The 23676-nt window shown below is 67.6% G+C and carries 22 protein-coding genes and 2 pseudogenes; 6 read left to right on the top strand and 18 right to left on the bottom strand.

Annotated elements, in window-relative coordinates; genetic code table 11:
* A partial coding sequence (locus LGN10_RS21465) for a DUF3683 domain-containing protein (protein ID WP_226224959.1) occupies positions 1-1318 on the bottom strand: 1318 nt, incomplete at its 3' end.
* A gap of 576 nt (positions 1319-1894) precedes the next feature.
* Between LGN10_RS21465 and ilvA the strand changes: the two genes are divergently transcribed.
* Positions 1895-3418, top strand: coding sequence for a threonine ammonia-lyase, biosynthetic (gene ilvA / locus LGN10_RS21460; RefSeq protein WP_226224958.1), 1524 nt, complete (start codon positions 1895-1897; stop codon positions 3416-3418).
* Positions 3419-3430: 12 nt separating this feature from the next.
* Positions 3431-4261, top strand: a complete 831-nt coding sequence (gene queF / locus LGN10_RS21455) for an NADPH-dependent 7-cyano-7-deazaguanine reductase QueF (protein ID WP_124864372.1) — start codon at positions 3431-3433, stop codon at positions 4259-4261.
* Positions 4262-4325: 64 nt separating this feature from the next.
* Here queF and LGN10_RS21450 read toward each other — a convergent pair whose 3' ends face one another.
* The 7 genes and pseudogenes from LGN10_RS21450 to LGN10_RS21420 all read right to left on the bottom strand — a co-directional run bounded on the left by LGN10_RS21450 (position 4326) and on the right by LGN10_RS21420 (position 9072).
* Positions 4326-4739 carry a hypothetical protein gene (locus LGN10_RS21450; RefSeq protein WP_124659461.1) on the bottom strand — a complete coding sequence of 138 codons (414 nt, stop codon included), beginning with the start codon at positions 4737-4739 and terminating at the stop codon, positions 4326-4328.
* Between the two features lie 76 nt (positions 4740-4815).
* Complete coding sequence (locus tag LGN10_RS21445; protein ID WP_124659460.1) at positions 4816-5058, bottom strand: hypothetical protein; 243 nt, start codon at positions 5056-5058, stop codon at positions 4816-4818.
* Positions 5059-5071: 13 nt separating this feature from the next.
* Entirely contained in the window at positions 5072-5455 is a 384-nt protein-coding gene (locus LGN10_RS21440; protein ID WP_124659459.1) for a DUF1493 family protein, read from the bottom strand.
* Positions 5455-5888: pseudogene (locus LGN10_RS21435) on the bottom strand (STM2901 family protein). The gene LGN10_RS21440 and the pseudogene LGN10_RS21435 overlap by 1 nt, the downstream one beginning before the upstream one ends.
* Before the next feature lie 251 nt (positions 5889-6139).
* Positions 6140-6526 (bottom strand): RidA family protein, encoded by a 387-nt coding sequence (locus LGN10_RS21430; protein ID WP_059580793.1) that lies wholly within the window; start codon positions 6524-6526, stop codon positions 6140-6142.
* Between the two features lie 123 nt (positions 6527-6649).
* On the bottom strand, positions 6650-8131 hold the full coding sequence (locus LGN10_RS21425) for an N-acyl-D-amino-acid deacylase family protein (protein WP_226224956.1): 1482 nt from the start codon (positions 8129-8131) through the stop codon (positions 6650-6652).
* Positions 8132-8133: 2 nt separating this feature from the next.
* Entirely contained in the window at positions 8134-9072 is a 939-nt protein-coding gene (locus LGN10_RS21420) for a MurR/RpiR family transcriptional regulator (protein WP_226224954.1), read from the bottom strand.
* A 118-nt stretch (positions 9073-9190) separates the two neighbouring features.
* Here LGN10_RS21420 and LGN10_RS21415 point away from each other — a divergent pair, with 118 nt between their 5' ends.
* The gene (locus tag LGN10_RS21415; RefSeq protein WP_059580786.1) at positions 9191-10471 is read left to right on the top strand and encodes an amino acid deaminase; all 1281 of its coding nucleotides are present in this window, start codon (positions 9191-9193) and stop codon (positions 10469-10471) included.
* A gap of 156 nt (positions 10472-10627) precedes the next feature.
* Positions 10628-11209: a DJ-1/PfpI family protein gene (locus LGN10_RS21410; RefSeq protein WP_226224953.1), complete on the top strand. Its 582-nt coding sequence runs from the start codon at positions 10628-10630 to the stop codon at positions 11207-11209.
* A gap of 122 nt (positions 11210-11331) precedes the next feature.
* Here the strand turns inward: LGN10_RS21410 and LGN10_RS21405 are convergent, their stop codons facing one another.
* A complete protein-coding gene (locus LGN10_RS21405; RefSeq protein WP_059580779.1) occupies positions 11332-11778 on the bottom strand; it encodes a MarR family winged helix-turn-helix transcriptional regulator in 447 nt (148 codons plus the stop codon).
* Positions 11779-11804: 26 nt separating this feature from the next.
* Positions 11805-13400 (bottom strand): MDR family MFS transporter, encoded by a 1596-nt coding sequence (locus tag LGN10_RS21400; protein WP_059580775.1) that lies wholly within the window; start codon positions 13398-13400, stop codon positions 11805-11807.
* Between the two features lie 106 nt (positions 13401-13506).
* On the opposite strand from LGN10_RS21400, the gene LGN10_RS21395 reads away from it, so the two are divergent.
* Positions 13507-14349, top strand: a complete 843-nt coding sequence (locus tag LGN10_RS21395) for an EcsC family protein (protein ID WP_059580773.1) — start codon at positions 13507-13509, stop codon at positions 14347-14349.
* On the opposite strand, the gene LGN10_RS21390 is transcribed toward LGN10_RS21395, so the two are convergent.
* Positions 14319-15281, bottom strand: a complete 963-nt coding sequence (locus LGN10_RS21390) for an alpha/beta hydrolase (protein ID WP_059580771.1) — start codon at positions 15279-15281, stop codon at positions 14319-14321. The two genes, LGN10_RS21395 and LGN10_RS21390, sit on opposite strands and share 31 nt — an antisense overlap.
* A gap of 89 nt (positions 15282-15370) precedes the next feature.
* A complete protein-coding gene (locus LGN10_RS21385; protein WP_059580768.1) occupies positions 15371-15805 on the bottom strand; it encodes a CHRD domain-containing protein in 435 nt (144 codons plus the stop codon).
* A 488-nt stretch (positions 15806-16293) separates the two neighbouring features.
* On the opposite strand from LGN10_RS21385, the gene LGN10_RS21380 reads away from it, so the two are divergent.
* A complete protein-coding gene (locus tag LGN10_RS21380; protein ID WP_226224965.1) occupies positions 16294-17295 on the top strand; it encodes a hypothetical protein in 1002 nt (333 codons plus the stop codon).
* A gap of 31 nt (positions 17296-17326) precedes the next feature.
* On the opposite strand, the gene LGN10_RS21375 is transcribed toward LGN10_RS21380, so the two are convergent.
* From LGN10_RS21375 to LGN10_RS21350, 6 genes and pseudogenes are all read right to left on the bottom strand, one after another.
* Complete coding sequence (locus tag LGN10_RS21375) at positions 17327-18100, bottom strand: class II aldolase/adducin family protein (RefSeq protein WP_060966661.1); 774 nt, start codon at positions 18098-18100, stop codon at positions 17327-17329.
* A gap of 235 nt (positions 18101-18335) precedes the next feature.
* Positions 18336-19958 carry a phospholipase D family protein gene (locus tag LGN10_RS21370; RefSeq protein ID WP_226224952.1) on the bottom strand — a complete coding sequence of 541 codons (1623 nt, stop codon included), beginning with the start codon at positions 19956-19958 and terminating at the stop codon, positions 18336-18338.
* A 99-nt stretch (positions 19959-20057) separates the two neighbouring features.
* Positions 20058-20422: pseudogene (locus LGN10_RS21365) on the bottom strand (hypothetical protein); the annotation flags it as partial.
* 130 nt (positions 20423-20552) lie between these two features.
* Complete coding sequence (locus LGN10_RS21360; RefSeq protein ID WP_059637939.1) at positions 20553-21314, bottom strand: M48 family metalloprotease; 762 nt, start codon at positions 21312-21314, stop codon at positions 20553-20555.
* A 202-nt stretch (positions 21315-21516) separates the two neighbouring features.
* Positions 21517-22299, bottom strand: coding sequence for a glycosyltransferase family 2 protein (locus LGN10_RS21355; protein WP_226224951.1), 783 nt, complete (start codon positions 22297-22299; stop codon positions 21517-21519).
* Between the two features lie 125 nt (positions 22300-22424).
* Positions 22425-23666 carry an endoribonuclease L-PSP gene (locus LGN10_RS21350; protein WP_226224950.1) on the bottom strand — a complete coding sequence of 414 codons (1242 nt, stop codon included), beginning with the start codon at positions 23664-23666 and terminating at the stop codon, positions 22425-22427.
* Positions 23667-23676 lie beyond the last annotated feature (10 nt).

Raw genomic sequence — 23676 nt, 5'->3', positions numbered from 1 at the left:
CGAAGAATTCGAGGCAGACGGTGCGCGTGTGCGCGGGCATCTTGTGCAGCACCCAGCGCGCGGACGTGATCAGCCCGTCGCAGCCTTCCTTCTGCACGCCCGGCAGGCCGGCGAGGAACTTGTCGGTCACGTCCTTGCCGAGCCCTTCCTTGCGAAAGCGCCGGCCTTCGATCTCGAGCATCTCGGTCTTCAGCAGCTTCTCGCCCGGCGCGTACGCGCCGTCGAACCACTTCAGCTCGAAGCGCGCGACCGCGATGTCGTGGATCTTGCCCTGATTGTGCTCGTGGCGCGTGACTTCGAGCCAGTTGCCGTCCGGGTCGACCATCCGCCACCACGCCAGGTTGTCGAGCGCGGTGCCCCACAGCACGGCCTTCTTGCCGCCCGCGTTCATCGCGACGTTGCCGCCGATGCACGAGGCGTCGAGCGAGGTCGGATCGACCGCGAACACGTAGCCGGCCGCTTCCGCCGCTTCGGTCACGCGGCGCGTGACGACGCCCGCGCCGGAGAAGATCGTCGGCACCTTGTGCGCGACGCCCGGCAGCTCGGTGAGCTCGACCGCGCCGAGCTGTTCGAGCTTCTCGGTGTTGATTACCGCGGAGAACGGCGTGAGCGGCACCGCGCCGCCCGTGTAGCCGGTGCCGCCGCCGCGCGGGATCACGGTCAGGCCGAGCTCGAAGCACGCCTTGATCAGCGCGGCGATCTCGGCTTCGGTGTCGGGCGTCAGCACGACGAACGGGTATTCGACGCGCCAGTCGGTCGCGTCGGTCACGTGCGACACGCGCGACAGCCCGTCGAAGCGGATGTTGTCCTTCTGCGTGCAGCGGCCGAGCGCCTTGGTCGCGCGGCGACGCAGCTCGGCCATCTTGTCGAATTCGTCGGCGAACTCGTTGACCGCGCGCTGCGCCGCCGCTTCCAGCATCTCGACGCGCGATGCGCGCTCGCGGCCGGCGGCGTCGCGGTGCTCGGTGAGATCGGCGCTACGGCGCTTGCCGATTTCGGTCAGGCGGTGGTTCAGGGCCTCGATCAGCAGCGCGCGGCGCTTCGGGTTGTCGAGCAGGTCGTCCTGCAGGTACGGGTTGCGGCGCACGACCCAGATGTCGCCGAGCACTTCGTACAGCATCCGTGCGGAACGGCCCGTGCGGCGTTCCGCACGCAGTTCGTCGAGCACCGACCACGCCTCTTCGCCGAGCAGGCGGATCACGATCTCGCGATCCGAGAAGGACGTGTAGTTGTAGGGGATCTCGCGCAAGCGGGGCGCGGGGTCGGCGGCGACGGCGGCGGCCGCGCCATGCGGATCGAAAACTTGTGGTGCGTTCATGTTCGGACGACTCGGAGGGCCGATATCCCGTGCACGGGCGTCGGCAAGCGCGTGGGCGCAATCTTGGGGAAATCTGTTCTGTTACCAGGCGCGCGGCTGTCCTTCATGGGGCCGGAGCGGGCGACTCGCCCCTCCTGGCCGGCGACAGGGCCTGGCGGCACTCGGGACCATCAGCACGATCGCGCGCGGCGCGCATGCCGTTCTGCCGCGGGGCTGGCTGCGCGCGGCGTCGGCTTCAACGGTGCGATCCGAGGGTGCCTCTGCATCTTCCGAATCCTTGATTCAAAACGGAATTCTAACCCATGATCGCGCCGCCCGTGACACGCCGGACAGGTCGTGGGGCTATCGCCGCGAGCCGCGCCGGGCGGGGTTCGGCACGATTTCGTGCGACCATTCGCCGTCCGTCCGGTCGGTAACCATGCGGTTAAACCGGTAAAAAGCGGCGCGCGGCGCCCCGCCCGTATGCGCAGGTCACCGCCCACGACCGACCGCCCGGCATGCCGCTTGCGTGCGGGCGGACCCTTGGCGCTATCATTGACCCTTTACCGTCTGCATCCGCACTGCACGCGAGCGCCCATGGCATCCCACGATTATCTGAAGAAAATCCTCACCGCGCGCGTCTACGACGTCGCGATCGAGACGGAACTCGAACCGGCCCGCAATCTGTCGACCCGGCTGCGCAACGCCGTTTACCTGAAGCGCGAGGACAACCAGCCGGTGTTCTCGTTCAAGCTGCGCGGCGCGTACAACAAGATGGCGCACATTCCGGCCGACGCGCTCGCGCGCGGCGTGATTACCGCGTCGGCCGGCAACCACGCGCAGGGCGTCGCGTTCTCGGCGGCGCGGATGGGCATCAAGGCCGTGATCGTCGTGCCGGTCACGACGCCGCAGGTGAAGGTCGATGCGGTGCGCGCGCACGGCGGCCCGAGCGTCGAGGTGATCCAGGCGGGCGAATCGTACAGCGATGCGTATGCGCACGCGGTCAAGGTCCAGCAGGAGCGCGACCTCACGTTCGTCCACCCGTTCGACGATCCGTACGTGATCGCCGGCCAGGGCACGATCGCGATGGAAATCCTGCGCCAGCACCAGGGCCCGATCCACGCGATCTTCGTGCCGATCGGCGGCGGCGGGCTCGCTTCCGGCGTCGCCGCGTACGTGAAGGCGGTGCGCCCCGAGATCAAGGTGATCGGCGTGCAGGCCGAGGATTCGTGCGCGATGGCGCAGTCGCTGGACGCGGGCGATCGCATCGAGCTGAGCGAGGTCGGCCTGTTCGCGGACGGCACCGCGGTGAAGCTCGTCGGCGAGGAAACCTTCCGGCTGTGCCGCGAATTCCTCGACGGCGTCGTGACGGTCAACACCGACGCGCTGTGCGCGGCGATCAAGGACGTGTTCCAGGACACGCGCAGCGTGCTCGAGCCGTCCGGCGCGCTCGCGGTCGCGGGCGCGAAGCTGTACGCGGAACGCGAAGGCATCGAGAACCAGACGCTCGTCGCGGTCACGTCCGGCGCGAACATGAACTTCGACCGGATGCGCTTCGTCGCCGAGCGCGCCGAGGTCGGCGAGGCGCGCGAGGCCGTGTTCGCGGTCACGATCCCCGAGGAGCGCGGCAGCTTCAAGCGCTTCTGCTCGCTCGTCGGCGATCGCAACGTCACCGAGTTCAACTACCGGATCGCCGATGCGCAGTCCGCGCACATCTTCGTCGGCGTGCAGATCAAGCGCCGCGGCGAATCGGCGGAGATCGCCGCGAACTTCGAGTCGCACGGCTTCAACAGCGTCGACCTGACGCACGACGAGCTGTCGAAGGAACACATCCGCTACATGGTCGGCGGCCGCTCGCCGCTCGCGCTCGACGAGCGCCTGTTCCGCTTCGAATTCCCGGAACGGCCGGGCGCGCTGATGAAGTTCCTGTCGTCGATGGCGCCGGACTGGAACATCAGCCTGTTCCACTACCGCAACCAGGGCGCGGACTACAGCTCGATCCTCGTCGGGCTGCAGGTGCCGCCGGCCGATCGCGCCGAATTCGAACGCTTCCTCGCGGCGCTCGGCTATCCGTACGTCGAAGAGAGCGCCAACCCGGCTTACCGCCTCTTCCTGTCGTAAAGGCTTCGTGCAATGAATCCCGAACATTCCCCGCTCGGCAAGGCCACCGTCTACGCGGCGCAGTACGATGCGTCGCTGCTGTTCCCGATCCCGCGCGCCGGCGCGCGCGAGCAGCTCGGCATCACGTCGGCGCTGCCGTTCTTCGGCACCGACATCTGGAACGCATACGAACTGTCGTGGCTCAACGCGCGCGGCAAGCCGCAGCTCGCGATCGCGACGTTCTACGTGCCGGCCGAATCGCCGAACATCGTCGAATCGAAGTCGTTCAAGCTGTATCTCGGCTCGTTCGCGCAATCCAAGTTCGACTCGGTCGACGCGGTGCGCGACGTGCTCAAGCGCGACGTGTCGGCCGCATGCGGCGCGAGCGTGTCGGTGCAGCTGGTGTCGCCGCACGAATTCGGCAAGCTCGAGATGGACGAGCTCGACGGGCTGTCGCTCGACCGGCTCGACCTCGACACCGACGTGTACGAACCCGATCCGTCGCTGCTGTCGGCGGCCGACGGCGAGAACGAGGCGCCGGTCGAGGAGACGCTCGTGTCCGACCTGCTGCGCTCGAACTGCCCGGTCACGGGGCAGCCGGACTGGGGCAGCGTGCAGATTCATTACGTGGGGCCGCAGATCGATCACGCGGGGCTGCTGCGCTACATCATCTCGTTCCGCAATCACACGGGCTTTCACGAGCAGTGCGTCGAGCGGATCTTCCTCGACATCATGCATGCGTGCAAACCGGTGAAGCTGGCGGTGTATGCACGGTATACGCGGCGCGGCGGGCTCGACATCAACCCGTTCCGCACGAATTACAACCAGCCGATGCCGGATAACGCGCGGACGGCGCGGCAGTAAATGAGTCTGTTGGCGGCATCTTGCGGTCCGCCAACCCTCCCTGCTTGCGGAAGGGTGCGTCTCTCTAATTCGGCGCGAACATGGCGGCCCGGCACTTCGGACAATACAGGTAGATTGTTCGACCATCGTGCATGGAAATGAAGCCTCGCCTTGCCTGGTCTATCCTCCATTTCGCCGCGCCACCACCCGCTAGACGCGCTTCGCCTTCGGCATAGCAACTCGCGGCATCCAAGTCATGACTGTACGCCCGTTCCGTTACGCGGTTCGCACGCTTGAAAAACGCGCTGACATCCGTCTGCCGAAGAATGAACTGGCGGCACATATCCGCGGTTTCGCCTCCGCTGATGTCGGCCGACCACGCCCCGTTGCTGACGATTTCGACAGACCTCGGCGCAACATGAGGCACTACTCCTCGCAGCGGCGTCTTGTCGGACAACGTGCTCGCAACGGCAGTGCGGTCGAGGACGAGCAGCAACATCAGAATTGCGATCCGCATCACCATTGCACGCTTGCTCGCCGCTGCGTGGCGCTTCCGCGAGTGCCCAATGCGACCGTCATTTCGGCTGCGCCGGCAAACCGCCGAAGGTGCGTGCAAAGTTGCTCTCGATATGGGCCAGCAAACGTGTGAGCGTTTCCTGGTCTTCGTACCGATCTGCGAGCGCATCCTCATCGAGCGAATCCGGATCCATGCACTCGATCTGGTCGAGTCGCAAGCGGATCGTTTCCATCAGCACGGCCCATTCGCCCATCAGCAATGGGATGGCCATGTCGCCGCGACCTTGCCGCTGATCACTCATGTTCATTTCAGCATCATCTACGGCTGACACTGTCATCCTGCTTTCGCTGCACTTCGGCCAATCGCTCGGCATCCCATTTCCTCCCGACCGCCGCACGATGCAGCATCGCGAGCGTAATTGGTTCACGCTCGAGGTGGTGCGGTTTTCGAAGCACCCATCGCCGAAACAGCGAATAGAGCAACCCCTCGCCTTCCATCAAAAAATATCGATGGAAATCGAAGTCGCCGGTATCGACGGCAAACCGCTCAAAAAAGCGCCACATGAAGTCATTGGCTTCGTCGCCGGTTTGACCCAGGTCTTCCCAGAGCCGGGTATGAGCAGCGAGCGGCTTCGATGGACCGAGCCCCACCTCCGACCTCACAAAAGCTTCGATCTCGTCCCAACTCACGTTTTGCATCAAAACACCCTGTCCTCGTTTCTGACGAGGCCGTTGTACCGGGAGATCGTTCCGTGAACGATCGCGAACACGTCACGCGCAAGCAGCGCCCAACCCACGCCAGGCACGGCACGTCCGACGAACACGCTGAGTTTTCGGGTCAGGAGATCCGAAACGACTTGATACTCTGCAGCGTCACGGTTGGTAAAACCTTCCTGTTCAACTGGTGGCGGAAAATCGATCGAGCCATCACGGATGCGACGGACGTTCCTTTCGTCGCGCCGCCGAATTTCTGCCGCGTCGGCAATACCGGCCAGCCCGCCAGAATCAGGATCACAGCTTCGACATCGTCGATCCCGGCCCGTGCACACGTCTCTTCTACAGCGACGAAAAAGAAAAGCTCGGCGGGTGTGAGATCCGAATGAACGCCGTAGCGGTATGTATTGCTGGTCATGGGGCGACTTCACGAAATCGTTGATCGGGAAGACGACCATACCCAGCAATCCACTTAGTCTGCTCGTTCGAATTTCATGATGCCCGTTGCCAATTACGCGTCCATCACTGTTGTCACCCGCCAGACGGACCTATCGTCTCGCGCTCTCATCGACAGGATTCTATTCAAAGTGTAAAAATTCAGTGCCAAATGCAACAAGGCCGGTGCACGTCCATGCACCGGCCTTGTCGTACAGCTTCCGCCCTCGCGCGTTACTTCACCGGCGGCTTGTACGCGATGCAGTCGACCTCGACCTTGCAGTCGATCACCATGCTCGATTGCACGCACGCGCGTGCCGGCGGGTTCTCGCCGAAGTACGACACGAACACCTTGTTGAACGACGCGAAATCGCGCGCATCGTCGAGCCACACGCCGCAGCGCACGACGTGCTCGAGGCCGTAGCCGGCTTCCTTCAGGATCGCGATCACGTTCTCGATCGCCTGCTTCGACTGCGTGACGATCCCGCCTTCGACGACCTCGCCGTTCACCATCGGCGTCTGGCCCGACACGTACAGCCAGCCGTCGGCCTCGACCGCCCGCGCGAACGGCATCACCTGGCCGCCGGTCCCCTTCGCTTCGCCTACGCCATATCGCTTCATCGTTTCACTCCTCGTGTTGTCGGCCCGAGCCGGCGCTTCAGCGCCTGCTCCTGCCCATGCAACGCACGGTTGCGGGTACGCGCGCCGGCTGCTGCGGCGCGCGGAAGATCGGAATGCGCGCGTTCAGAACGCCGCATCGGCACTGGCCGACACGCGTTCGCCGCGCGCGACGAAACCGCCGGCGCGCTCGCCGGTCGGCTGGCCGTTTTCGTAAGTCAGCACACCGTTCACCCACACGGCATCGATCCCGTGCGCGGGCTGCTGCGGCTTCTCGAACGTCGCGGCGTCGATCACGCTCGCCGGATCGAACAGCACGAGATCGGCGTGATAGCCGACGTGCACCTCGCCGCGCCGAGCGAGCCCGAAGCGGCGCGCGGACAGCGACGTCATCTTGCGGATCGCCTCCTCGAGCGGCAGCAGGCTGGTGTCGCGCACGTAGTGGCCGAGCACGCGCGGGAACGCGCCCCACAGCCGCGGATGCGGCAGCGGATCGTTCGGCAGGCCGTCGGAGCCGACCATCGTCGCCGGATGCGACAGGATCCGGCGCACGTCGTCCTCGGACATGTTGTGGTACACGGCGCCGGCCGGGCGAATGCGCTGCGCGGCCTCCCGCTCGGTCACGCCCCAGTCGGCCGCGATCGCCTTCAGCAGCTTGCCCGCGACTTCCGGATGCGGTTCCGACCACGTGATCGTGATGTCGATGTCGCCCGTCACCTGCTTCAGATCGAGCGTCGACGAGCTGCGGCTGTACGGATAGCAGTCGCAGCCGACCGGCTGGTAGCGGCGCGCGCCTTCGAGCGACGCGAGCACCTCGGTGCTGCGCCCCCAGTTCGACGGGCCCGCGCACTTCAGGTGCGAGATCACGACCGGCACGCGTGCATGACGGCCGACCTGGTACGCCTCTTCCATCGCGTCGAGGATCGCGTCGAACTCGGTGCGCATGTGCGTCGTATACAGCGCGCCGGCTTGGGCGAGCGGTTCGGCGAGCGCCATCACTTCCTCGGCCGGCGCCGCGAACGCCGAGCCGTATGCGAGCCCCGACGACAGGCCGAGCGCACCGTTCGCGAGCGCCTCCTCGAGTTGCGCGCGCATGCCGGCGATCTCGCCGTCGGTCGCCGCGCGGTCGAGGCGGTCCATCTGGTTGTTGCGCAGCGCCGTATGGCCGACGAGCGCCGCAACGTTCACGGCCGGGCGCGCATCGTTCACGGCCGCGACGTAGGCGGCGAAGGTCGGGTACTGGAACGCGCCGCGCTCGCCGAGCAGGTTCATCGGATCGGGCGGGTCGCCCGCGAGCGTCACCGGCGATGCGCTGATCCCGCAGTTGCCGACGATCACGGTCGTCACGCCCTGCGAGATCTTCGGGATCATCTGCGGCGCGCGGATCACGTGCGTGTCGTCGTGCGTGTGCACGTCGACGAAACCCGGCGCGAGCGCGCGGCCGTTCGCGTCGACGACGTTCTCGGCGAGCCAGTTCGACAGGTTGCCGATCGCCGCGATCAGGCCGTTGCGGATCGCGACGTCGCGCGTGACGGGCGGCGCGCCGGTGCCGTCGTACAACTGCGCGCCGACGATCAGCGTATCGGCGGCTTCGGGGTGCGAATGCATGGTCAGTCTCCTACCGGTTGACGGTCTCCGCCGCCGCGGTGCGCGTCGAGCGCGTGCTTGATACGGCGCAGCGATTCCCGGCCCGCATCGCCGAGCCGCAATGCGACGCCGGTGACGAGCACGTCGATCGCCATCATCATCGCGTAGCGCGATGTCGAAGGCTTGTAAATGAAATCGGTTTCGAATGCGACGACGGGGATCAGGTGGTCGGCGAGCTTCGCGAGCGGCGATGCCGGCGCGGTGATCGCGATCAGCTTCGCGCCGTAACGCTTCGCGAGCCGGCAGCTCTCGAGCAGCTCGGGCACGCGTCCGCTCACCGACAACGCGACGACGACGGTGTCGCCCGACAGCGTCGCGGCCACCATCCGCTGCAGCAGGCTGTCCTGGTAGCTCGCGACCGGCCGGCCGAAGCGCACGAGCCGGAAGCGCAGCTCGTCGGCGAGCGCGGTCGAGCCGCCGCCCTGCCCGTACACGTAGGTCATCTTCGCGCCGGCCAGCAGATCGGCCGCCGCGTCGAACGACGTGTTGCGCAGCAGCTGGTGGTTGTGCGCGAGCGCCACGCGGATCTCGTCGTAGACGATCGACGCGGGGTTCGTGTCGTCGGCCGGCGCGTCGTCGGACGGCACCAGGAAGCGCTGGCCGACGGCCGCCGCCTGCGCGACGAGCACCTTCAGCTCGCGCACGTCGCGGCAGCCGACGGCCTTCGCGAAACGCGTGACCGTGGCGACGCTGACCTCCGCGTCGCGCGCGAGCGCGCCGATGCTCGCATGCGCGGCACGCGCCAGATCGGCGAGGATGAACGCGGCGACCTTGCGCTCGGCTTCGCGCAGCTCGGGCGCGCATTCGGCGATCCGCGCGACGATGTCGAGGACCGGCGGAGCGGCCTGAGCCGGATGCGGCTCGGCCGCGGGCGAAGCGGACGGGGAAGCGGGCGTATTCATCGGCGGAAAAGGGGTGAAGCGGGATGTTATTAAATAACATCACCGCGCCGATGCTACTTTCTGTACCATCTGCATGTCAACTTCAGTGCAATGCATAGTGATGATGGAGCGGGATGACATGAAAGTTACAAACTATCAGGAAGCGACGATCGATCCGTTCGGCAAGGGCCTGGGCAATCTGCCGAGCGCGAGCGTGCCGCTCGGCGACGCCGGCCGGCTCGAATGGAACCTGCTCGCGGAAGACGTCAGCCTGCCGGCCGCCGTGCTTTACGAGGATCGCGTCGAGCACAACCTGAACTGGATGCAGGCGTTCGTGCAGAAATACGGCGTCAAGTTCGCGCCGCACGGCAAGACGACGATGGCGCCGCAACTGTTCCGCCGCCAGCTCGACGCCGGCGCGTGGGGCATCACGCTCGCGACCGCGCACCAGACGCAGGCCGCGTATCACGGCGGCGTGCGGCGCGTGCTGCTCGCGAACCAGCTGGTCGGCCGCCAGAACATGACGATCATCGCGGGGCTGCTGTCCGATCCCGATTTCGAATTCTTCTGTCTCGTCGATTCCGCGGAGAGCGTCGACCAGCTCGGCCGCTTCTTCGGCGACGCGAAAAAATCGCTGAACGTGCTGATCGAGCTCGGCGTGCCGGGCGGCCGCGCGGGCGTGCGCGATGCCGCGCAGCGCGAGGCCGTGCTCGCCGCGATCGCCCGCTATCCGGACACGCTGAAGCTGGCCGGCATCGAGCTCTATGAAGGCGTGCTGAAGGAGGAAGGCGAGATCCGCGCGTTCCTGCAGCAGGCGGTCGCGCTCACGCGCGAGCTGGCCGAAGCCGGCCGCTTCGCGCGCACGCCCGCGATCCTGTCCGGCGCCGGTTCGGCGTGGTACGACGTGGTCGCCGAAGAATTCAGGAAGGCGTCCGATGCGGGCTTCGCGGAAGTCGTGCTGCGTCCGGGCTGCTACCTGACGCACGACGTCGGCATCTACAAGAAGGCGCAGACCGACGTGTTCGCGCGCAACCCGATTGCCCGCTCGATGGGCGAAGGGCTGCTGCCGGCGCTGCAGCTGTGGGCGTACGTGCAGTCGGTGCCGGAGGCCGACCGTGCGATCGTCGCGCTCGGCAAGCGCGATGCGGCGTTCGACGCGGGCCTGCCCGAGCCGGCGCGCCACTTCCGCCCGGGCCGCGACACCGCGCCGCGCGACGTCGCCGCCGCCGAAGGCTGGGCCGTCACCGGGATGATGGACCAGCACGCGTACCTGCAGATCCCGCCGGGCGCGGACGTGAAGGTCGGCGACATGGTCGCGTTCGACATCTCGCACCCGTGCCTGACGTTCGACAAGTGGCGCCAGGTGCTCGTGCTCGATCCGCAGTTCCGCGTGACGGAAGTCGTCGAAACCTTCTTCTGACGCATGCCGCGCGCGGCGCCGCCTTGCCGCTCGCGCGGGGCGGCCGTCACGCGCGCTTCAATCCGCCGGAGTACACTGCGCTTTCGCCCTCGGGCCCGTCGCGGCCGTCATGCACGGCGCGATCGGGCCTTCAACGCTGCTTCTCTGGAGAAAGCCATGGCCGCGAAGAAGATCCTGTTCCTGACCGGCGATTTCGCCGAAGACTACGAAACGATGGTGCCGTTCCAGGCGCTGCAGGCCGTCGGCCATCACGTCGACGCAGTCTGCCCGGGCAAGCGCGCGGGCGACAAGATCAAGACCGCGATCCACGATTTCGAGGGCGACCAAACCTACACCGAGAAGCCCGGCCACAACTTCACGCTGAATGCGGCGTTCGACGACGTCGATGCGGCGCGCTACGACGCGCTCGCGATCGCGGGCGGCCGTGCGCCCGAATATCTGCGGCTCGAACCGAAGGTGATCTCGCTCGTGCGCGAGTTCGCCGAAGCCGGCAAGCCGATCGCGGCGATCTGCCACGCGGCGCAACTGCTCGCGGCCGCCGGCGTGATCCGCGGCAAGCGCATTTCGGCCTACCCGGCCTGCGCACCGGAGGTGAAGCTCGCGGGCGGCGAATACGCGGACATCCCGGTCGACGCGGCCGTGACCGACGCGCCGTTCGTCACCGCGCCCGCGTGGCCCGCGCATCCGGCCTGGCTCGCGCAGTTCCTCGCGTTGCTGGGCACGCGCATCGAGCTGTGAACGACGCGGGAATGAATCGAAATGATGTGAAGTGAAACGCCGGCCGGCAGCGGGTGCGTACGTGCGCTCGGCCGCGTCGGCCACGACCGGCCGACGGGGGGCGCCCCGTCGCGGCCTGCCCTTCAGTGCGGCGCCGGCGTCGAGCCGACGTCCGCGATCCGCGACTCCAGCATCGCCAGCGCGCCCGACAGCGCGGTCAGCACGTCGTCCGGCAATTGCGCCATCGTCTGGTCGATGAACGCCTTGCGGCGCGGCAGGCACGCTTCGAACGCGGCGCGGCCGTCGGCGGTCAGCGTGACGTTGGTCACGCGGTTGTCGCGTGCATCGGACGCGCGCTCGATCCAGCCGAGCGCGTCGAGCGACTTCAACTGGCGCGTGAGCGCGCCCGGATCGATGCGCAGCACCTCGACGAGCTTCTTCTGCGACGCATGCCCGTCCATCGTGTGCAGCGCGACCATGATGCGCCAGCGCGGCATCGGCTGCCCGACGTGCGTTTCGAATGCGGTCATGAACGCACGATACGTGCGTCCGAATTGCTGCAAGATCGCGACGCGGTCCTGTTCTTCCATGCGCTCAGTTCTGTTCGTTCAATCGGTCAATCGGCCGCGACGTGCGGTTCGATCTTGCGCCGCAGCGCGATCGGCGGCACGCGACGGCACTGCCACACCGACACCACGGCGACGACGGCCGCCATCGCGACACCGAGGTGGATCGCGCCGACCAGCGATTCGCGGGCCGCTTCCAGCAGCAGCGCGCCATTATGCCCGGCACGCGTCAACTCCGCGACGAGACCGCCCTGCGCCGCGCGATCGATCAGGATCTGCGGATCGGCGAGCCGCGCGTGCCACTGCATCGCGTGATCGGCCGACAGCGCGCTGCGCACGCCGCCCGAATACATCTGGTTGACGAGCGTGCCCGTGAGCGCGGTACCGAGCATCCCGCCGACCATGCGCAGCGACTGCAGCAGCGCCGTCGCGATGCCGAGATGCTCGCGGCCGGCCGTCTGCTGCGCGAACACGGTGAGGTTCGGCAGCACGAAGCCGAGCCCGATGCCGCCCGCGACCATCAGCGCCATCAGCATCCAGGCCGGCGTCGCGTGGGTCGCCACGACGACGCCCGCGCAGGCGGCCGCGAACAGCACGAAGCCGACGTGCAGCATCGCGTTCGGGTTGCGGATGCGCGTGATGACGCGGCCGTTCATGATGCTGCCGATCGTGATGAACACGACGAGCGGCGTGATCACGAGCCCCGCTTCCTTCGGCGACATCCCGAAGCCGCCCTGGAACAGCAGCGGCGCGTAGAACAGCAGCGAGAACATCGAGAAACCGGCGAGGATCGCGAGCACGAACAGCGCGGACAGCGCGCGGTTGGCGAACATGTCGAACGGCAGGATCGGCTGCGCGCAGCGCTTCTCCCAGTGCCACAGGCCGGCGCCCGCCGCGACCGCGACGACGAGCAGCAGCGACGCCCAACTCATGACGCCGTACTTCGGCAGCCATTCGACGAACAGTTGCAGCGCGCCGAGCGACAGCGCGATCAGGAGCGCGCCCGGCCAGTCGAGCCGCATCTTGCGATCGTGCTCGACGTGGCGCAGGTGCGGCAGGTAGCGCCACACGAAGAACAGCGACAGGATGCCGATCGGCAGGTTCACGTAGAACACCGAGCGCCAGCCGAACGATTGGGTCAGGAACCCGCCCAGCGACGGCCCGACCGCATTCGCGATGCCGAACGCGGAGCTCATCAGCACCTGCCAGCGCAGCCGCACGACGGAATCGGGAAACAGATCGGGAATGCATGCGAACGCGGTGCCGACCAGCATCCCGCCGCCGATGCCCTGCAACCCGCGCGCGAGCACGAGGGTCAGCATGTCGTTGGCCATCCCGCAGAGCACCGACGCGCCGGTGAACACGACGATCGACGCGATCACGAACGGCTTGCGCCCATAGTAATCGCCGAGCCGGCCGAAAATCGGCACGGTAATCACGGAGCTGAGCAGGTACGAGGTCGCGACCCATGCGTACAGGTCGAAGCCGCGCAGTTCGGCGACGATGGTCGGCAGCGCAGTGCCGACGACCGTCTGGTCCAGCGCGACCAGCATGGTGACGAACGAGATCCCGATCATCGCGAGCAGCGATTCGCGGAACGGCAGGACTTGCCCGCTCGAATGGTGGGCGGCAGTATGGACGGCCATTTTTTGTCGATGCAACTTTTGCCGGGTCAAATAATCTCAAAATTCTAGCATGCCGGAGTAATCTAGGCTGGCGATGGTTCAGGGCCCGTTCAGGCCAAGGAGAAAGATGGAACCGATTTCAATCAACCCCGCGACGACGCTGTCGCCGGAGGACCGGGACGCGCTGCGGCGCGCGAAGCAGGTGCTGGAAAGCCCGTCGCTGACGATGAAGCTGACGGGCGTGCTCGGCGCGCCGGTCGAGAAGATGATCGCGCGGCTGCCGGACTTCGCGACCGGCAAGATCAACGATGCGACGCAGCTCGCGCTGCGCAAGTGCCTGAACATCGCGCTGCGCACGCTCGGCAAGCCGCAGGCGCCGGACGCCGAGCCCGACAAGCCCAGCAATCTGCTGCACAAGCTCGCGGTCGCGACGACCGGCGCGGCGGGCGGCGCATTCGGCTTTCTCGCGCTGCCGGTCGAGCTGCCGGTGACGACCACGCTGATCTTCCGCTCGGTGTGCGACATCGCGCGCAGCGAGGGGGAGGATCTGACGTCGGTCGATACGCAGCTGCAGTGCCTCGCCGTGCTCGGGATGGGCGGCCACCCGGACAAGCAGGAGGAGGACGCCGATCTCGGCTATTTCGTGCTGCGCGGCGCGCTCGCGCAGGCGATCTCGAAGGCGTCGTCGGACATCACGGCCAAAGGCATCGCCGCGCACAGCTCGGCGGCCGTGTTCAAGCTCGTGCAGACGGTGGCCTCGCGCTTCTCGGTGCAGGTGACCGAACAGATGGCCGCGAAGTCGATCCCGGCGATCGGCGCCGTGCTCGGCGCGACCGTCAACACGCTGTTCATCGACCACTTCCAGCAGATGGCGCACGGCCACTTCACCGTGCGCCGGCTTGAACGCAAGTACGGCCCGGTGGCCGTCCAGGCCGCCTATCAGGCAATCGACGCCTCGCCCGCGCGCTGAGCCGCGCGCTCGAGCGCGACGCGGCGCAGGAACGCGGCCGCGCGGTCGAGCGCGTCGCGCGCCTCCGGCACCATCGGCGCATACAGCTGCCACACGTGCGGCATGTCGGGCCACACCTCGATCTCCACCGCCACGCCGGCCGCCTTCGCCTTGTCCGCGACGCGGCGCGAATCGTCGAGCAGCACCTCGGTGCTGCCGACCTGGATGTACAGCGGCGGCAGGCCGGTGAAATCGGCGTGGAGCGGCGATGCGTACGGATGCGTCGCCGGCGTGTCGCCCAGATACAGCTTCGCGGCCTTCGGCAGCGCCGCGGCCGCGAACATCGGGTCGCGGCCGTCGTTGCTGCGCATCGTGTCGCCGGTGCCGGCCAGATCCGTCCACGGCGAGAACAGGATCGCGCCGGCCGGCAGCGGCTCGCCGCGATCGCGCAGCGCGACGAGCGTCGCGAGCGCGAGGCCGCCGCCCGCCGAATCGCCGCCGAGCACGATCGACTCGGGCGGCGTGCCGAGCGCCAGCAATTGCCGGTATGCGGCGAGCGCATCGTCGAGCGCGGCCGGGAAGCGGTTTTCGGGCGCGAGCCGATAGTCGAGCGAGAACGCGCGCACACCCGCGCGCTTCGTCAGCCCGAACACCAGCGGCCGGTGCGTCTTCGTCGAACAGAAGTAGTAGCCGCCGCCGTGGAAATACAGCAGCGTGCGGCCGGACCCGCGGCCCGTGGCGGTGTCGGTGCGCTCGAGCCATTCGCCGCGCAGCGGCGCGTCGCCGGCGCCGAAGCACGGGCGCAGCCGGTAGCCCGACGGCGGGCGGCGCGGCACGATCATCCGCAGGTCGGTAAAGCGCCGGGCACGCGCGGGGTCGAGCACCTCGCGCGTGGTTTCGGGACGAAACTGCCAGCGCAGCAGCCAGCAGGCGAACTTGCTTTGCCAACTCATCGGACGCACTCCGTCATCGCAATGTGACGATGGTACGGGCGAACGTGCCCGCGTCGCTCGACAGGTGCCTCTACCTCAAACGCCGGCGCTCAGTTCGCCGGCATCACCTGGCCGCGGATCTCGCCGGACGGGTGTTCCTTCGTATGAATGTTGAAGTACCACTTGCCGCTCATCAGGTCGGTGACCTGCGCGTCGGTGAGTTCCTTCGAACCCTTGATCGGGCTCGTCAGCTCGTCCTTCGGAATCGGCACCTGCACGCCGGCGTTCTGGCCGACCGGCGCCGGCCCGTGGAAATGCGCGGCCGTGGCCGGCCCCGTGAGGTGTTCGTAGGTGACCGTCCACTGCAGCATGCGGGTGGCCGTGTCGTAGGTGGCGGCGACGGCGCCCGAGCCCTTGGTCGCCGTCGGCGGCACTTCGCTCGACGGCTGCAGACTGGCGGACAGGCGCACCGTTTCGGCAGCGGCGCTGCCGGCGGCCAGCACGCCCGCGAATAACGCGACCTGGAGCAAACGCAGCTTGAGCATGGACTCTCCTTGTACGACGTGGACGCCACCCGGACGGGGGCGCCAGTTGCGATGGTAGTCGATTGCGGTCGATCCGGGCAGCCTGCCGAAACGTGGAAGAGACCTTTGCAGCAGGCCCCCTGAATCGCGACGCGGCCTTTCGCTACACTTCGCTTCACAGTTGCTTGTTTCCTTCGTCCGAAGGAGTCTGCGAGTATTCACGCGGCCGCCCGGCCGCGTTTTTTTGCGTGTATCGACCGGCACGCGACATGCCGCACACGAACGTCTCTTTCCGGAATACGAAGCATCACGAATCGTTTTTCATCTCGCGAACGCCGCGATCGAAGCGCATGCCGACGCGTGCCGGGACTCGACCGCGTACCCCGCATGTTGTCACGATACGTGTAATACGTTATTGCGCGAAGCCGGGTCGACACGTGTTTTCCCGCGCAGGAAAATGATCGCGTGTTGTCGTGACTGGAAAGTTGACCGTGCCGGCCCGTCTCCCGCTGCCTCGCCCGACCCGCCCCGTCCGCGCCCGCCCGCTGCTGGCGGGACTCTGCTCCGCCGCCGCCCTCTACGGCGCGCCCGCCGACGCGCAGGAATTCTCGCTGTTCACCGGCCCGCTGTGGGGCGGCGGCCAACGCACGTATTCGTGGGCGTTCGATTACCAGGAAGGCTTGAGCCCGCATACCGCGCTCGGCTTCACGTGGTACAACGAAGGGCACATCCCGAATCACCACCGCGATGGCCAGGCCGTGCAGTTCTGGGGCCGCATGCCGCTCGATCGCCGCCGGCTGGTGCTGTCGGCGGGCGCGGGCCCGTATCGCTACTTCGACACGGTGCCGGCCGCCGAAGGCCGCGGTTACTCGAATACGCACGGCTGGGGCGTGCTGATGAGCGTGCGCGCCGCGTACTACACGTCGCACCGCTGGATCGCGCAGCTTCAGGTCAACCGCGCGCAGGTGTTCGGCGGGCCCGACACGACGGCGGTGATGTTCGGCGTCGGCTATCAGCTCGATGCGCCCGACACGCCGGGCCCGCGCGACACCGCGCTACCGCGCGCGGGCCGGGTCACGCACAACGAAATCACGGCGATGCTCGGCGAGACGATTCTCAACAGCCGCTCGTCGCCGTCGACGCTCGGCGGCAGCCTCGAATACCGGCGCGGCCTCACGCGTTCGATCGACTGGACCGCGACGTGGATGTACGAAGGCGCGAAGCAGGCCGTCCGACGCAACGGCGTCGCCACCCAGCTGTGGCTCACGCGCGCGTTCCTGAACGACAAGGTCACGCTGGCGGCCGGCGCCGGCGCCTATTTCACCGTCAACCAGCGCAACCGCGAAGGGCAGCCGGGCCCCGGCGACGGCCGCCTCTCCGGCATCGTGTCGATCTCGGCCAGTTACCGGATCTCCGAGCGCTGGCTCACGCGCGTCACGTGGAACCGCGTGGTCACGCGCTACGACCGCGACACCGACGTGATCCAGGCCGGCCTCGGCTACCGGTTCTAGGCGGGCGCACTCGCCGGGCGCGCCGCCCGCGTCACGCGCGGTAACCCGGATCGATCCGGTCGACGATGCGCTGCAGCGCGTCGAACGCGTCCTGCCCCGCGCCATGCTTCGGATCGAAATTCAGCGAATCGCGCACGCACCCTTCGAGAACGGGCGGCGCAATCGGCAGCGCATCGCCGATCGCATGCGTCGCGACCTGCACCTCGCACGCCCGGTTGAGCAGCCACATCAGCGAAAACGTCTGCGCGAGCGTCGCGCCGATCGTCACGGGCCCGTGGTTGCGCAGCAGCAGCACGGGCCGCCCGAGCGCGCTGTCGACGATGCGCCGCCCCTCCTCGAGATGCACGGTGATGCCTTCGAAGTCGTGATACGCGACCTTCCCGTACAACTGCGCGGCATAGAAATTCGAGAACGACAGCCCGTCGCGCGAACAGCACACGGCCATCGTCGGCGTCGTGTGCACGTGCATCACGCAGTGCGCATCGGGGAGCGCCGCATGGATCGCACTGTGGAACGTGAACCCGGCCGGATTGATCGGCCAGTCGGAATGACCGATCACGTTGCCGTCGATGTCGATCTTCACGAGGTTCGATGCGCACACCTCGCGGTAATGGAGCCCGAACGGATTGATCAGGAAATGCCCGTCCTCGCCCGGCACGCGCAGCGAGATATGGTTGTAGATGAGCTCGGTCCAGCCGAGGTGGTCGAAGATGCGGTAGGCAGCCGCGAGCTGCACCCGCGCCTGCCATTCGGCTTCGGAAAAGCGCGCGGGGCGCGTGAACGGCTGGTTCGGTACACGTTGCATGGGGAACTCCGGTTGCGCGGGGCGCGCAGCGTGGCGGTGCGCGTCGTCCATCGTCTGCCGGCGCCGCGCAGGGTGCGGATCCCGCACGTGCGGCGGCACGTCGTTCGGCACCGTTCCGGCCCGCATTGCGCGAGCGGTCCGGCGCCCTTCACGATTCACATATCGTTGCGCGCACAACCATATCATCTTTCCCCGCGCGCCGGTATCGCGGGTTTTGCCGGAGCCGTTTCCGCCCTTACAACTGATCGTCGACCGGCAGCAGCGTGAAGATGCCCGTCATCACGTTGCGCAGCAGCCCCGCATGCGGGTCGACGTGATAGGTGGTGGTCCGGCCGCCCTCGGTGCCCGTCCATTCGAGCGCGGGCGGGCTGCCGTCGGCCCCCTTCGCGAGCGTGACGCGATAGCTTTCGTCCGGCTGCGTCACGCGCGCGAAAATCGCCGCGGCCTGCTGCGCGAGCACCGGGCTGTGGATCACGAGCGCGAGCTCGGTGTTCAGGTACGCGGAACGCGGGTCGAGATTCAGCGAGCCGATCACGAGAATCTGCCGGTCGATCACGTATGCCTTCGCGTGCAGGCTCGCACGCGAGCGCGAGCCGAACAGCCGCGCCGGCTGCTGATCCGGCTGCGACTTGAATTCGTACAGCTCGACGCCGCGCCGCAGCAACGGCACGCGATACGGCGCATAGCCGGCCTGCACCGCGACCGCGTCGGTCGCCGCGAGCGAATTCGTGACGATCGCGACGCGCACGCCGCGCGCGGCCGTCTCGCCGAGGATCTTCACGCCGGCGTCGTGCGGCACGAAATACGGCGAGAACGCGAGGAATTCCGTGCGCGCGCCGCGCGTGAGCTCGGCCAGACGCTGCATCGGCGGGCTCACGTACGTGCCGGTCGGCCGCGCGACCTTGGTCGGCGCATCGACCTTGAATTCGGCCGGCGCCCACACGAGTTCGAGTTCGTCGCGCGCGATCTGCCGGGCGAGCGGCGTCGCGTTCAGCGGCTTCGCGTTGTACGGATCGGCATTCTTGCGCCAGTGCTCGCGCAGTTCGTCGCGCATCGCGTCGAGATCCTTCGGATCGAAGGTCTGATGATTGAGCACGCGCAGCGGATAGCTGCTCGCGCTCGCCCAGTACTCGTCGAAGCTCGTCGAGATGTCGTGCGTCACGGGGCCGGCCGCCAGCACGTCGAGATCGCGGAACTGCAGCGTCGGGCTCGCACTGAAGTATTCGTCGCCGAGATTGCGGCCGCCGACGATCGCGAGCTGGTTGTCCGCGATCATCGCCTTGTTGTGCATCCGCCGCGTGAAGCTGTCGATCCGCGTGAAGAAGTTGGCCGTACGCTCGACCATGCCGCGCTGCGATGCGCCGAACGGGTTGAACACGCGGATCTCGATGTTCGAATGCGTATTCAGCGCGGCCATCACGCGGTCGATATCGTCGAAGTTCAGGTCGTCGACCAGCATCCGCACGCGCACGCCGCGATCGGCCGCGTACAGCGCCGCGGCGAGCAGCAGCTTGCCGGTCGTATCCTCGGTCGCGATGTAGTACTGCATGTCGAGCGTCTTCGTCGCCGCACGCGCGAGCGCGATGCGCATCTGCAACGCGGTGGCGCCGTCGGCCAGCAGCCGGAAGCCCGACTGCCCCGGATGCGCGGCCTCCGGCGCGGCCAGCGCATCGCGCAACGGCGTCGCGGTAGCGGCCGGCAACGCGTGGGAGACGGGGCGATCGAGCGAAGTGGCGGGCGGATGCGTCGCGCACGCGGCGAGCGGCAGCAGCGCACAGACGATCAGCGCGCGGGCCTGGCGGCATGCGGCGCGCCACGGCAGCGCGGCCGGTGCGCGCCGGATCAAGGACGTGAGCACGGAAGCTTCCTCGACAGTCGGATCAATGGGCACGTCATTGCCGCGGCGCGCGGCTGACAGGCGGTCCCGATCGATTCTAGTGGGCGCCCGACGAACCGGTCAATTGGGCGGACCGAGCATGCCGCGCCGTTGCTCCATCCCATCTGACGGTACATCGCTCGGTTCGAGATGGCTGCGTACGTAGTCGATATGGTCTGCATCGCGGGTGCGCGCCTCTTGGAGCCGGCGCGTGCGAATCGCCCCGCACACGACCGGGTGCCGCAATGACAGCAACCCGGGTGCCTGCTCGTCCTCCATCGTCATCCCGGCCATGTCGATCCGACGTGCTCGCGCAGCATGCGCGCCACGCCCGTATGTCGATGCACGCACATCGTGTTGCGCGACGCGAGCGCGATCGCCTCGTGCAGCTTCGCGTCGGTCGCGGCTGCGACGGCCGCGTCGCCGTTCGCGTGCGCGGTTTCGAGCGCGCACGCGGCGGCAGGCACGCCGAAAAAACAAAACCCCACGCCCGACCAACGAGCGTGGGGTTTTTCATGTCGCTTGCCGATCGCCGGCGCGGACGGCCGGCGATCCGCCGCGCGATCGGCTGCGGAATCAGCTACCTTTCGCGATGCGATCCTCGATGTGCTGCGCACGGCTCGACGAAGACGGGTGCGAGCTCATCATCGAGCTCTGGCCGCCGTCGAGCTTCGCGAGCTTCTGGAACGCGGTGACCAGGCCCTTCTGGCTCATGTTCTTCTGCTTCATCAGGTCGAACGAGTAGTCGTCGGCCGCGCTTTCCTGCGACTGCGAGAACTGCGCGTTGATGAACTTCTCGGTGATGTCGCCGAGCTGCGAGCTCGTCAGCGCCGCCACGCCCGGCGAAGCCGCGCCGGCCGCGGTACGCGCCGCGCTCACCGCATACGCCGTCTGCATCGCCTTCTTCGAGTGGCCGAGTGCGACGTGGCCCATTTCATGGCCAATCACGCCGCGCAGCTCGTCGTCGTTCATCATGTCCATCAGGCCGCTGTACACGCGCACGCAGCCGTTGCCCATCGCCCACGCGTTGACGTCCTTGGTCAGGTAGACCTTGTAGTTGATCTTCTGGCCGTTCAGCGTCATGTCGCCGAAGCCCTTCATCACCTTCGTCAGGCGCTTCGCGTACGCGCTGTTCGGCGGCGCGATCTTCGATTCGGCGTCGCTCGCTTTGCACGACTCGTTCGACAGCGCGGCGATGTCGCTGTCCGACAGCGTCGCCGCCTTGTAGAGATTGGTCCCCGCCGACGTCAGGCTGTTCGCGTCAAGGTTCTGTACCCCGCCGCACGCGCTCAACAGAAACGCCACGCCACACGCCGCCACCGCTTTCTTGAGTTGCATCCCGGAATCCCTCGATAGTTGTATTTGGGAGCGGCGATTTTGCATAATCCGGCGGAAAATTACCAGATGTTTACATCACATGACATGTCGATTACTCGGTAGATTGAAAATAAGTGTCAAAACATGGTCGAATTGACGACAAAAAGCGCCGCAATCGTCGCGCTCGGGCGACGGCCGGAACGGAAGCCGGAAACGGTGTCGCTCAGGCCGTCTGGCCGCGGCGGCGCGTCAGGCGGCGGGCGACCAGCATCGGCAGCCTCACCGCGAAGCCGGTGAAAAGACGCAAGTGCATCCACGCGAGCAGCGCGTTGTCGCGACCGTAGTGAAAGTGCGACACGCCGCCTTCGTGCCGGCCGAAATAGCGCACCGGCGCGTCGATGCGGATCGGACGCACGCCGGCCCAGCACAGCCGCACGGCCGCTTCGGGATCGAAGTCGAAGCCGCGCATCCACGGCTGGCGCCGCATGATCGCCGCCAGCGGCGCGACCGGATACACGCGAAAGCCGTACAGCGAATCGCCGATGCCGGCCCAAAGCGTCTCGAGGTCGGCCCACGCGTTCGACAGCCGGCGCCCCTGCACGCGCAACTGCGGCGCGCTCGCGTCGAACTTCGGCACGCCGAGCACCATCGCGTCGGGCGCGGCCTGCGATGCCGCCATGAAAGCGGGAATCAGGTCCGCCGGATGCTGGCCGTCGGAATCCATCGTCAACACGTGCGTGAAGCCGCTCGCGGCCGCCGCGTCGAGGCCCGCGAGCACCGCGGCGCCCTTGCCGCGATTCTCCGGCAGCACGATCACGCGCAAGCCGGGATCGCGCTCGGCCATCGCCTGCAGCCGTTCGGCGCTGCCGTCGGTGCTGCCGTCGACGACGACCCACACCGGGTTCCACTGCGCGCGCGCATTGCGCACGGTCGTGTCGACCTTGGCGCCCGGGTTGTAGCTCGGAATCAGGACGAGATGGGTGGACGACGCGTGCAGCCTGGGCATGGGAACAGCCGATGACGAAGACGGGGATCCGGACAAAAGTGCATGACTTGCCGACGAACGCTCGCACGCGTCGTCGACCTCGGTTGCAGGCAGGGCCGGTGACCGGATCGCGAGGCTCTCGCGCTTCATGGCAGCCACTCCATCGCATGACCGGCGCTGGCCTCGATCTCGACCAGCAGGTCGTCGCGACACACGTGCGCATGCACGAACAGCGGCCGCACGTGAGAACCGGCCGCATCGCGCAGGACGCGGTCGATCTCGGTCAGCGCCGCGGTGTCGCCGGCGTCGCGCACGTAGACGCGATAGCCGAGGTCGGCGAGCGAGTATGGGCCGTGCCCCTGCCGCGCGGCCTGCTCGAGCACCGCCGCGAGATTCGCGACCGTCTCGCGCGTCTGCGCGACGACGTCGCCGCGATGCACGGTGCGATGCCCGACGATGCTCGCGGTCCCCGATACGAACAGCACCGGCGCCGCATCGCCATCGGCCCATGCGGCGGCGCGTGCGAACGTCGGCGCACGCGGGCCGTACTGCGCCGGATAGTGATACGCGCTGACCTGGCGCGGATTCTCGACGGCATCGGCCGGCGTACGGCTCGCGAGGAAATGAATCGCGAGCGGCGCGGCCGGCGGCGCATCGCCCGCGACCGGCACGACCGAGCCGAGCGCGCATGCGGCCGGCACGCCGCCCGTCAATGCGCGCCGGCACGCATCGAACGCGTGCTGACGGCCGATATTGAACTGACGATAGCGCTCGATCCCGAACTGCACCGCATTGATCGCCGGCACCGTGTTCCAGATCCGCAGCGGATGCGGCATGCCGAGCGTATCGAGCAGGCCGAACAGCGCGCGGTACGCATCGAACGTCGCGCGTTCGAGCGGCGTGCCGCCGTCGCGCGGCGCGTCGTACGCCGCGTCCGTCTCGTGCACGACGAGGCTGCCGAACACGAGCCCCGCCGCTTCGCTGTAGCGGTAGTGCAGCGCACCGCGCCGTTCGCTGCGCAGGTCGTGCGCGTCGCATTGCCAGAGTTCGCAGACGGCATCGCCCGGCGCGACTTCGGCGCCGAGCAGCGCCATCTGCACCGGCGCGACCGGCAAGCCGGGCGCAACATCGGTCAGCATCCGCGCCAGCGCCTGCGCGCGCGATTCGTCCGGTGTGCCCGCCGCGCCGATGCATACCGCGCCCAGCGCGCCGGGAAACACGCGATCGAGTGCGTCGCCACGGCCGCGCGCATCGTGCAGCAGCGCGACGAGCCGCGCATCGCTCATCTGGACGAGCCGCAGCGCGCGGTCGCCGCCGTGCGCGAACGGCGCGGCGGCGGGGGACGGCGAACACGGGTGCCGTTCGGCGTCGACTGGTTGCACGGACACTTCGATTTCC

Origin of the sequence: Burkholderia sp. AU32262 (assembly GCF_020419985.1) — a bacterium.
Taxonomy (GTDB): domain Bacteria; phylum Pseudomonadota; class Gammaproteobacteria; order Burkholderiales; family Burkholderiaceae; genus Burkholderia; species Burkholderia semiarida.
This window is presented reverse-complemented; position numbering and strand designations above follow the sequence as displayed.

Bases quoted from the DNA above. Each gene is read 5' to 3' on its own strand.
- ilvA (WP_226224958.1), top strand. From the start codon at position 1,895: ATGGCATCCCACGATTATCTGAAGAAAATCCTCACCGCGCGCGTCTAC.
- queF (WP_124864372.1), top strand. From the start codon at position 3,431: ATGAATCCCGAACATTCCCCGCTCGGCAAGGCCACCGTCTACGCGGCG.
- LGN10_RS21450 (WP_124659461.1), bottom strand. From the start codon at position 4,739: ATGTTGCTGCTCGTCCTCGACCGCACTGCCGTTGCGAGCACGTTGTCC.
- LGN10_RS21445 (WP_124659460.1), bottom strand. From the start codon at position 5,058: ATGAGTGATCAGCGGCAAGGTCGCGGCGACATGGCCATCCCATTGCTG.
- LGN10_RS21440 (WP_124659459.1), bottom strand. From the start codon at position 5,455: ATGCAAAACGTGAGTTGGGACGAGATCGAAGCTTTTGTGAGGTCGGAG.
- LGN10_RS21430 (WP_059580793.1), bottom strand. From the start codon at position 6,526: ATGAAGCGATATGGCGTAGGCGAAGCGAAGGGGACCGGCGGCCAGGTG.
- LGN10_RS21425 (WP_226224956.1), bottom strand. From the start codon at position 8,131: ATGCATTCGCACCCCGAAGCCGCCGATACGCTGATCGTCGGCGCGCAG.
- LGN10_RS21420 (WP_226224954.1), bottom strand. From the start codon at position 9,072: ATGAATACGCCCGCTTCCCCGTCCGCTTCGCCCGCGGCCGAGCCGCAT.
- LGN10_RS21415 (WP_059580786.1), top strand. From the start codon at position 9,191: ATGAAAGTTACAAACTATCAGGAAGCGACGATCGATCCGTTCGGCAAG.
- LGN10_RS21410 (WP_226224953.1), top strand. From the start codon at position 10,628: ATGGCCGCGAAGAAGATCCTGTTCCTGACCGGCGATTTCGCCGAAGAC.
- LGN10_RS21405 (WP_059580779.1), bottom strand. From the start codon at position 11,778: ATGGAAGAACAGGACCGCGTCGCGATCTTGCAGCAATTCGGACGCACG.
- LGN10_RS21400 (WP_059580775.1), bottom strand. From the start codon at position 13,400: ATGGCCGTCCATACTGCCGCCCACCATTCGAGCGGGCAAGTCCTGCCG.
- LGN10_RS21395 (WP_059580773.1), top strand. From the start codon at position 13,507: ATGGAACCGATTTCAATCAACCCCGCGACGACGCTGTCGCCGGAGGAC.
- LGN10_RS21390 (WP_059580771.1), bottom strand. From the start codon at position 15,281: ATGAGTTGGCAAAGCAAGTTCGCCTGCTGGCTGCTGCGCTGGCAGTTT.
- LGN10_RS21385 (WP_059580768.1), bottom strand. From the start codon at position 15,805: ATGCTCAAGCTGCGTTTGCTCCAGGTCGCGTTATTCGCGGGCGTGCTG.
- LGN10_RS21375 (WP_060966661.1), bottom strand. From the start codon at position 18,100: ATGCAACGTGTACCGAACCAGCCGTTCACGCGCCCCGCGCGCTTTTCC.
- LGN10_RS21360 (WP_059637939.1), bottom strand. From the start codon at position 21,314: ATGCAACTCAAGAAAGCGGTGGCGGCGTGTGGCGTGGCGTTTCTGTTG.
- LGN10_RS21355 (WP_226224951.1), bottom strand. From the start codon at position 22,299: ATGCCCAGGCTGCACGCGTCGTCCACCCATCTCGTCCTGATTCCGAGC.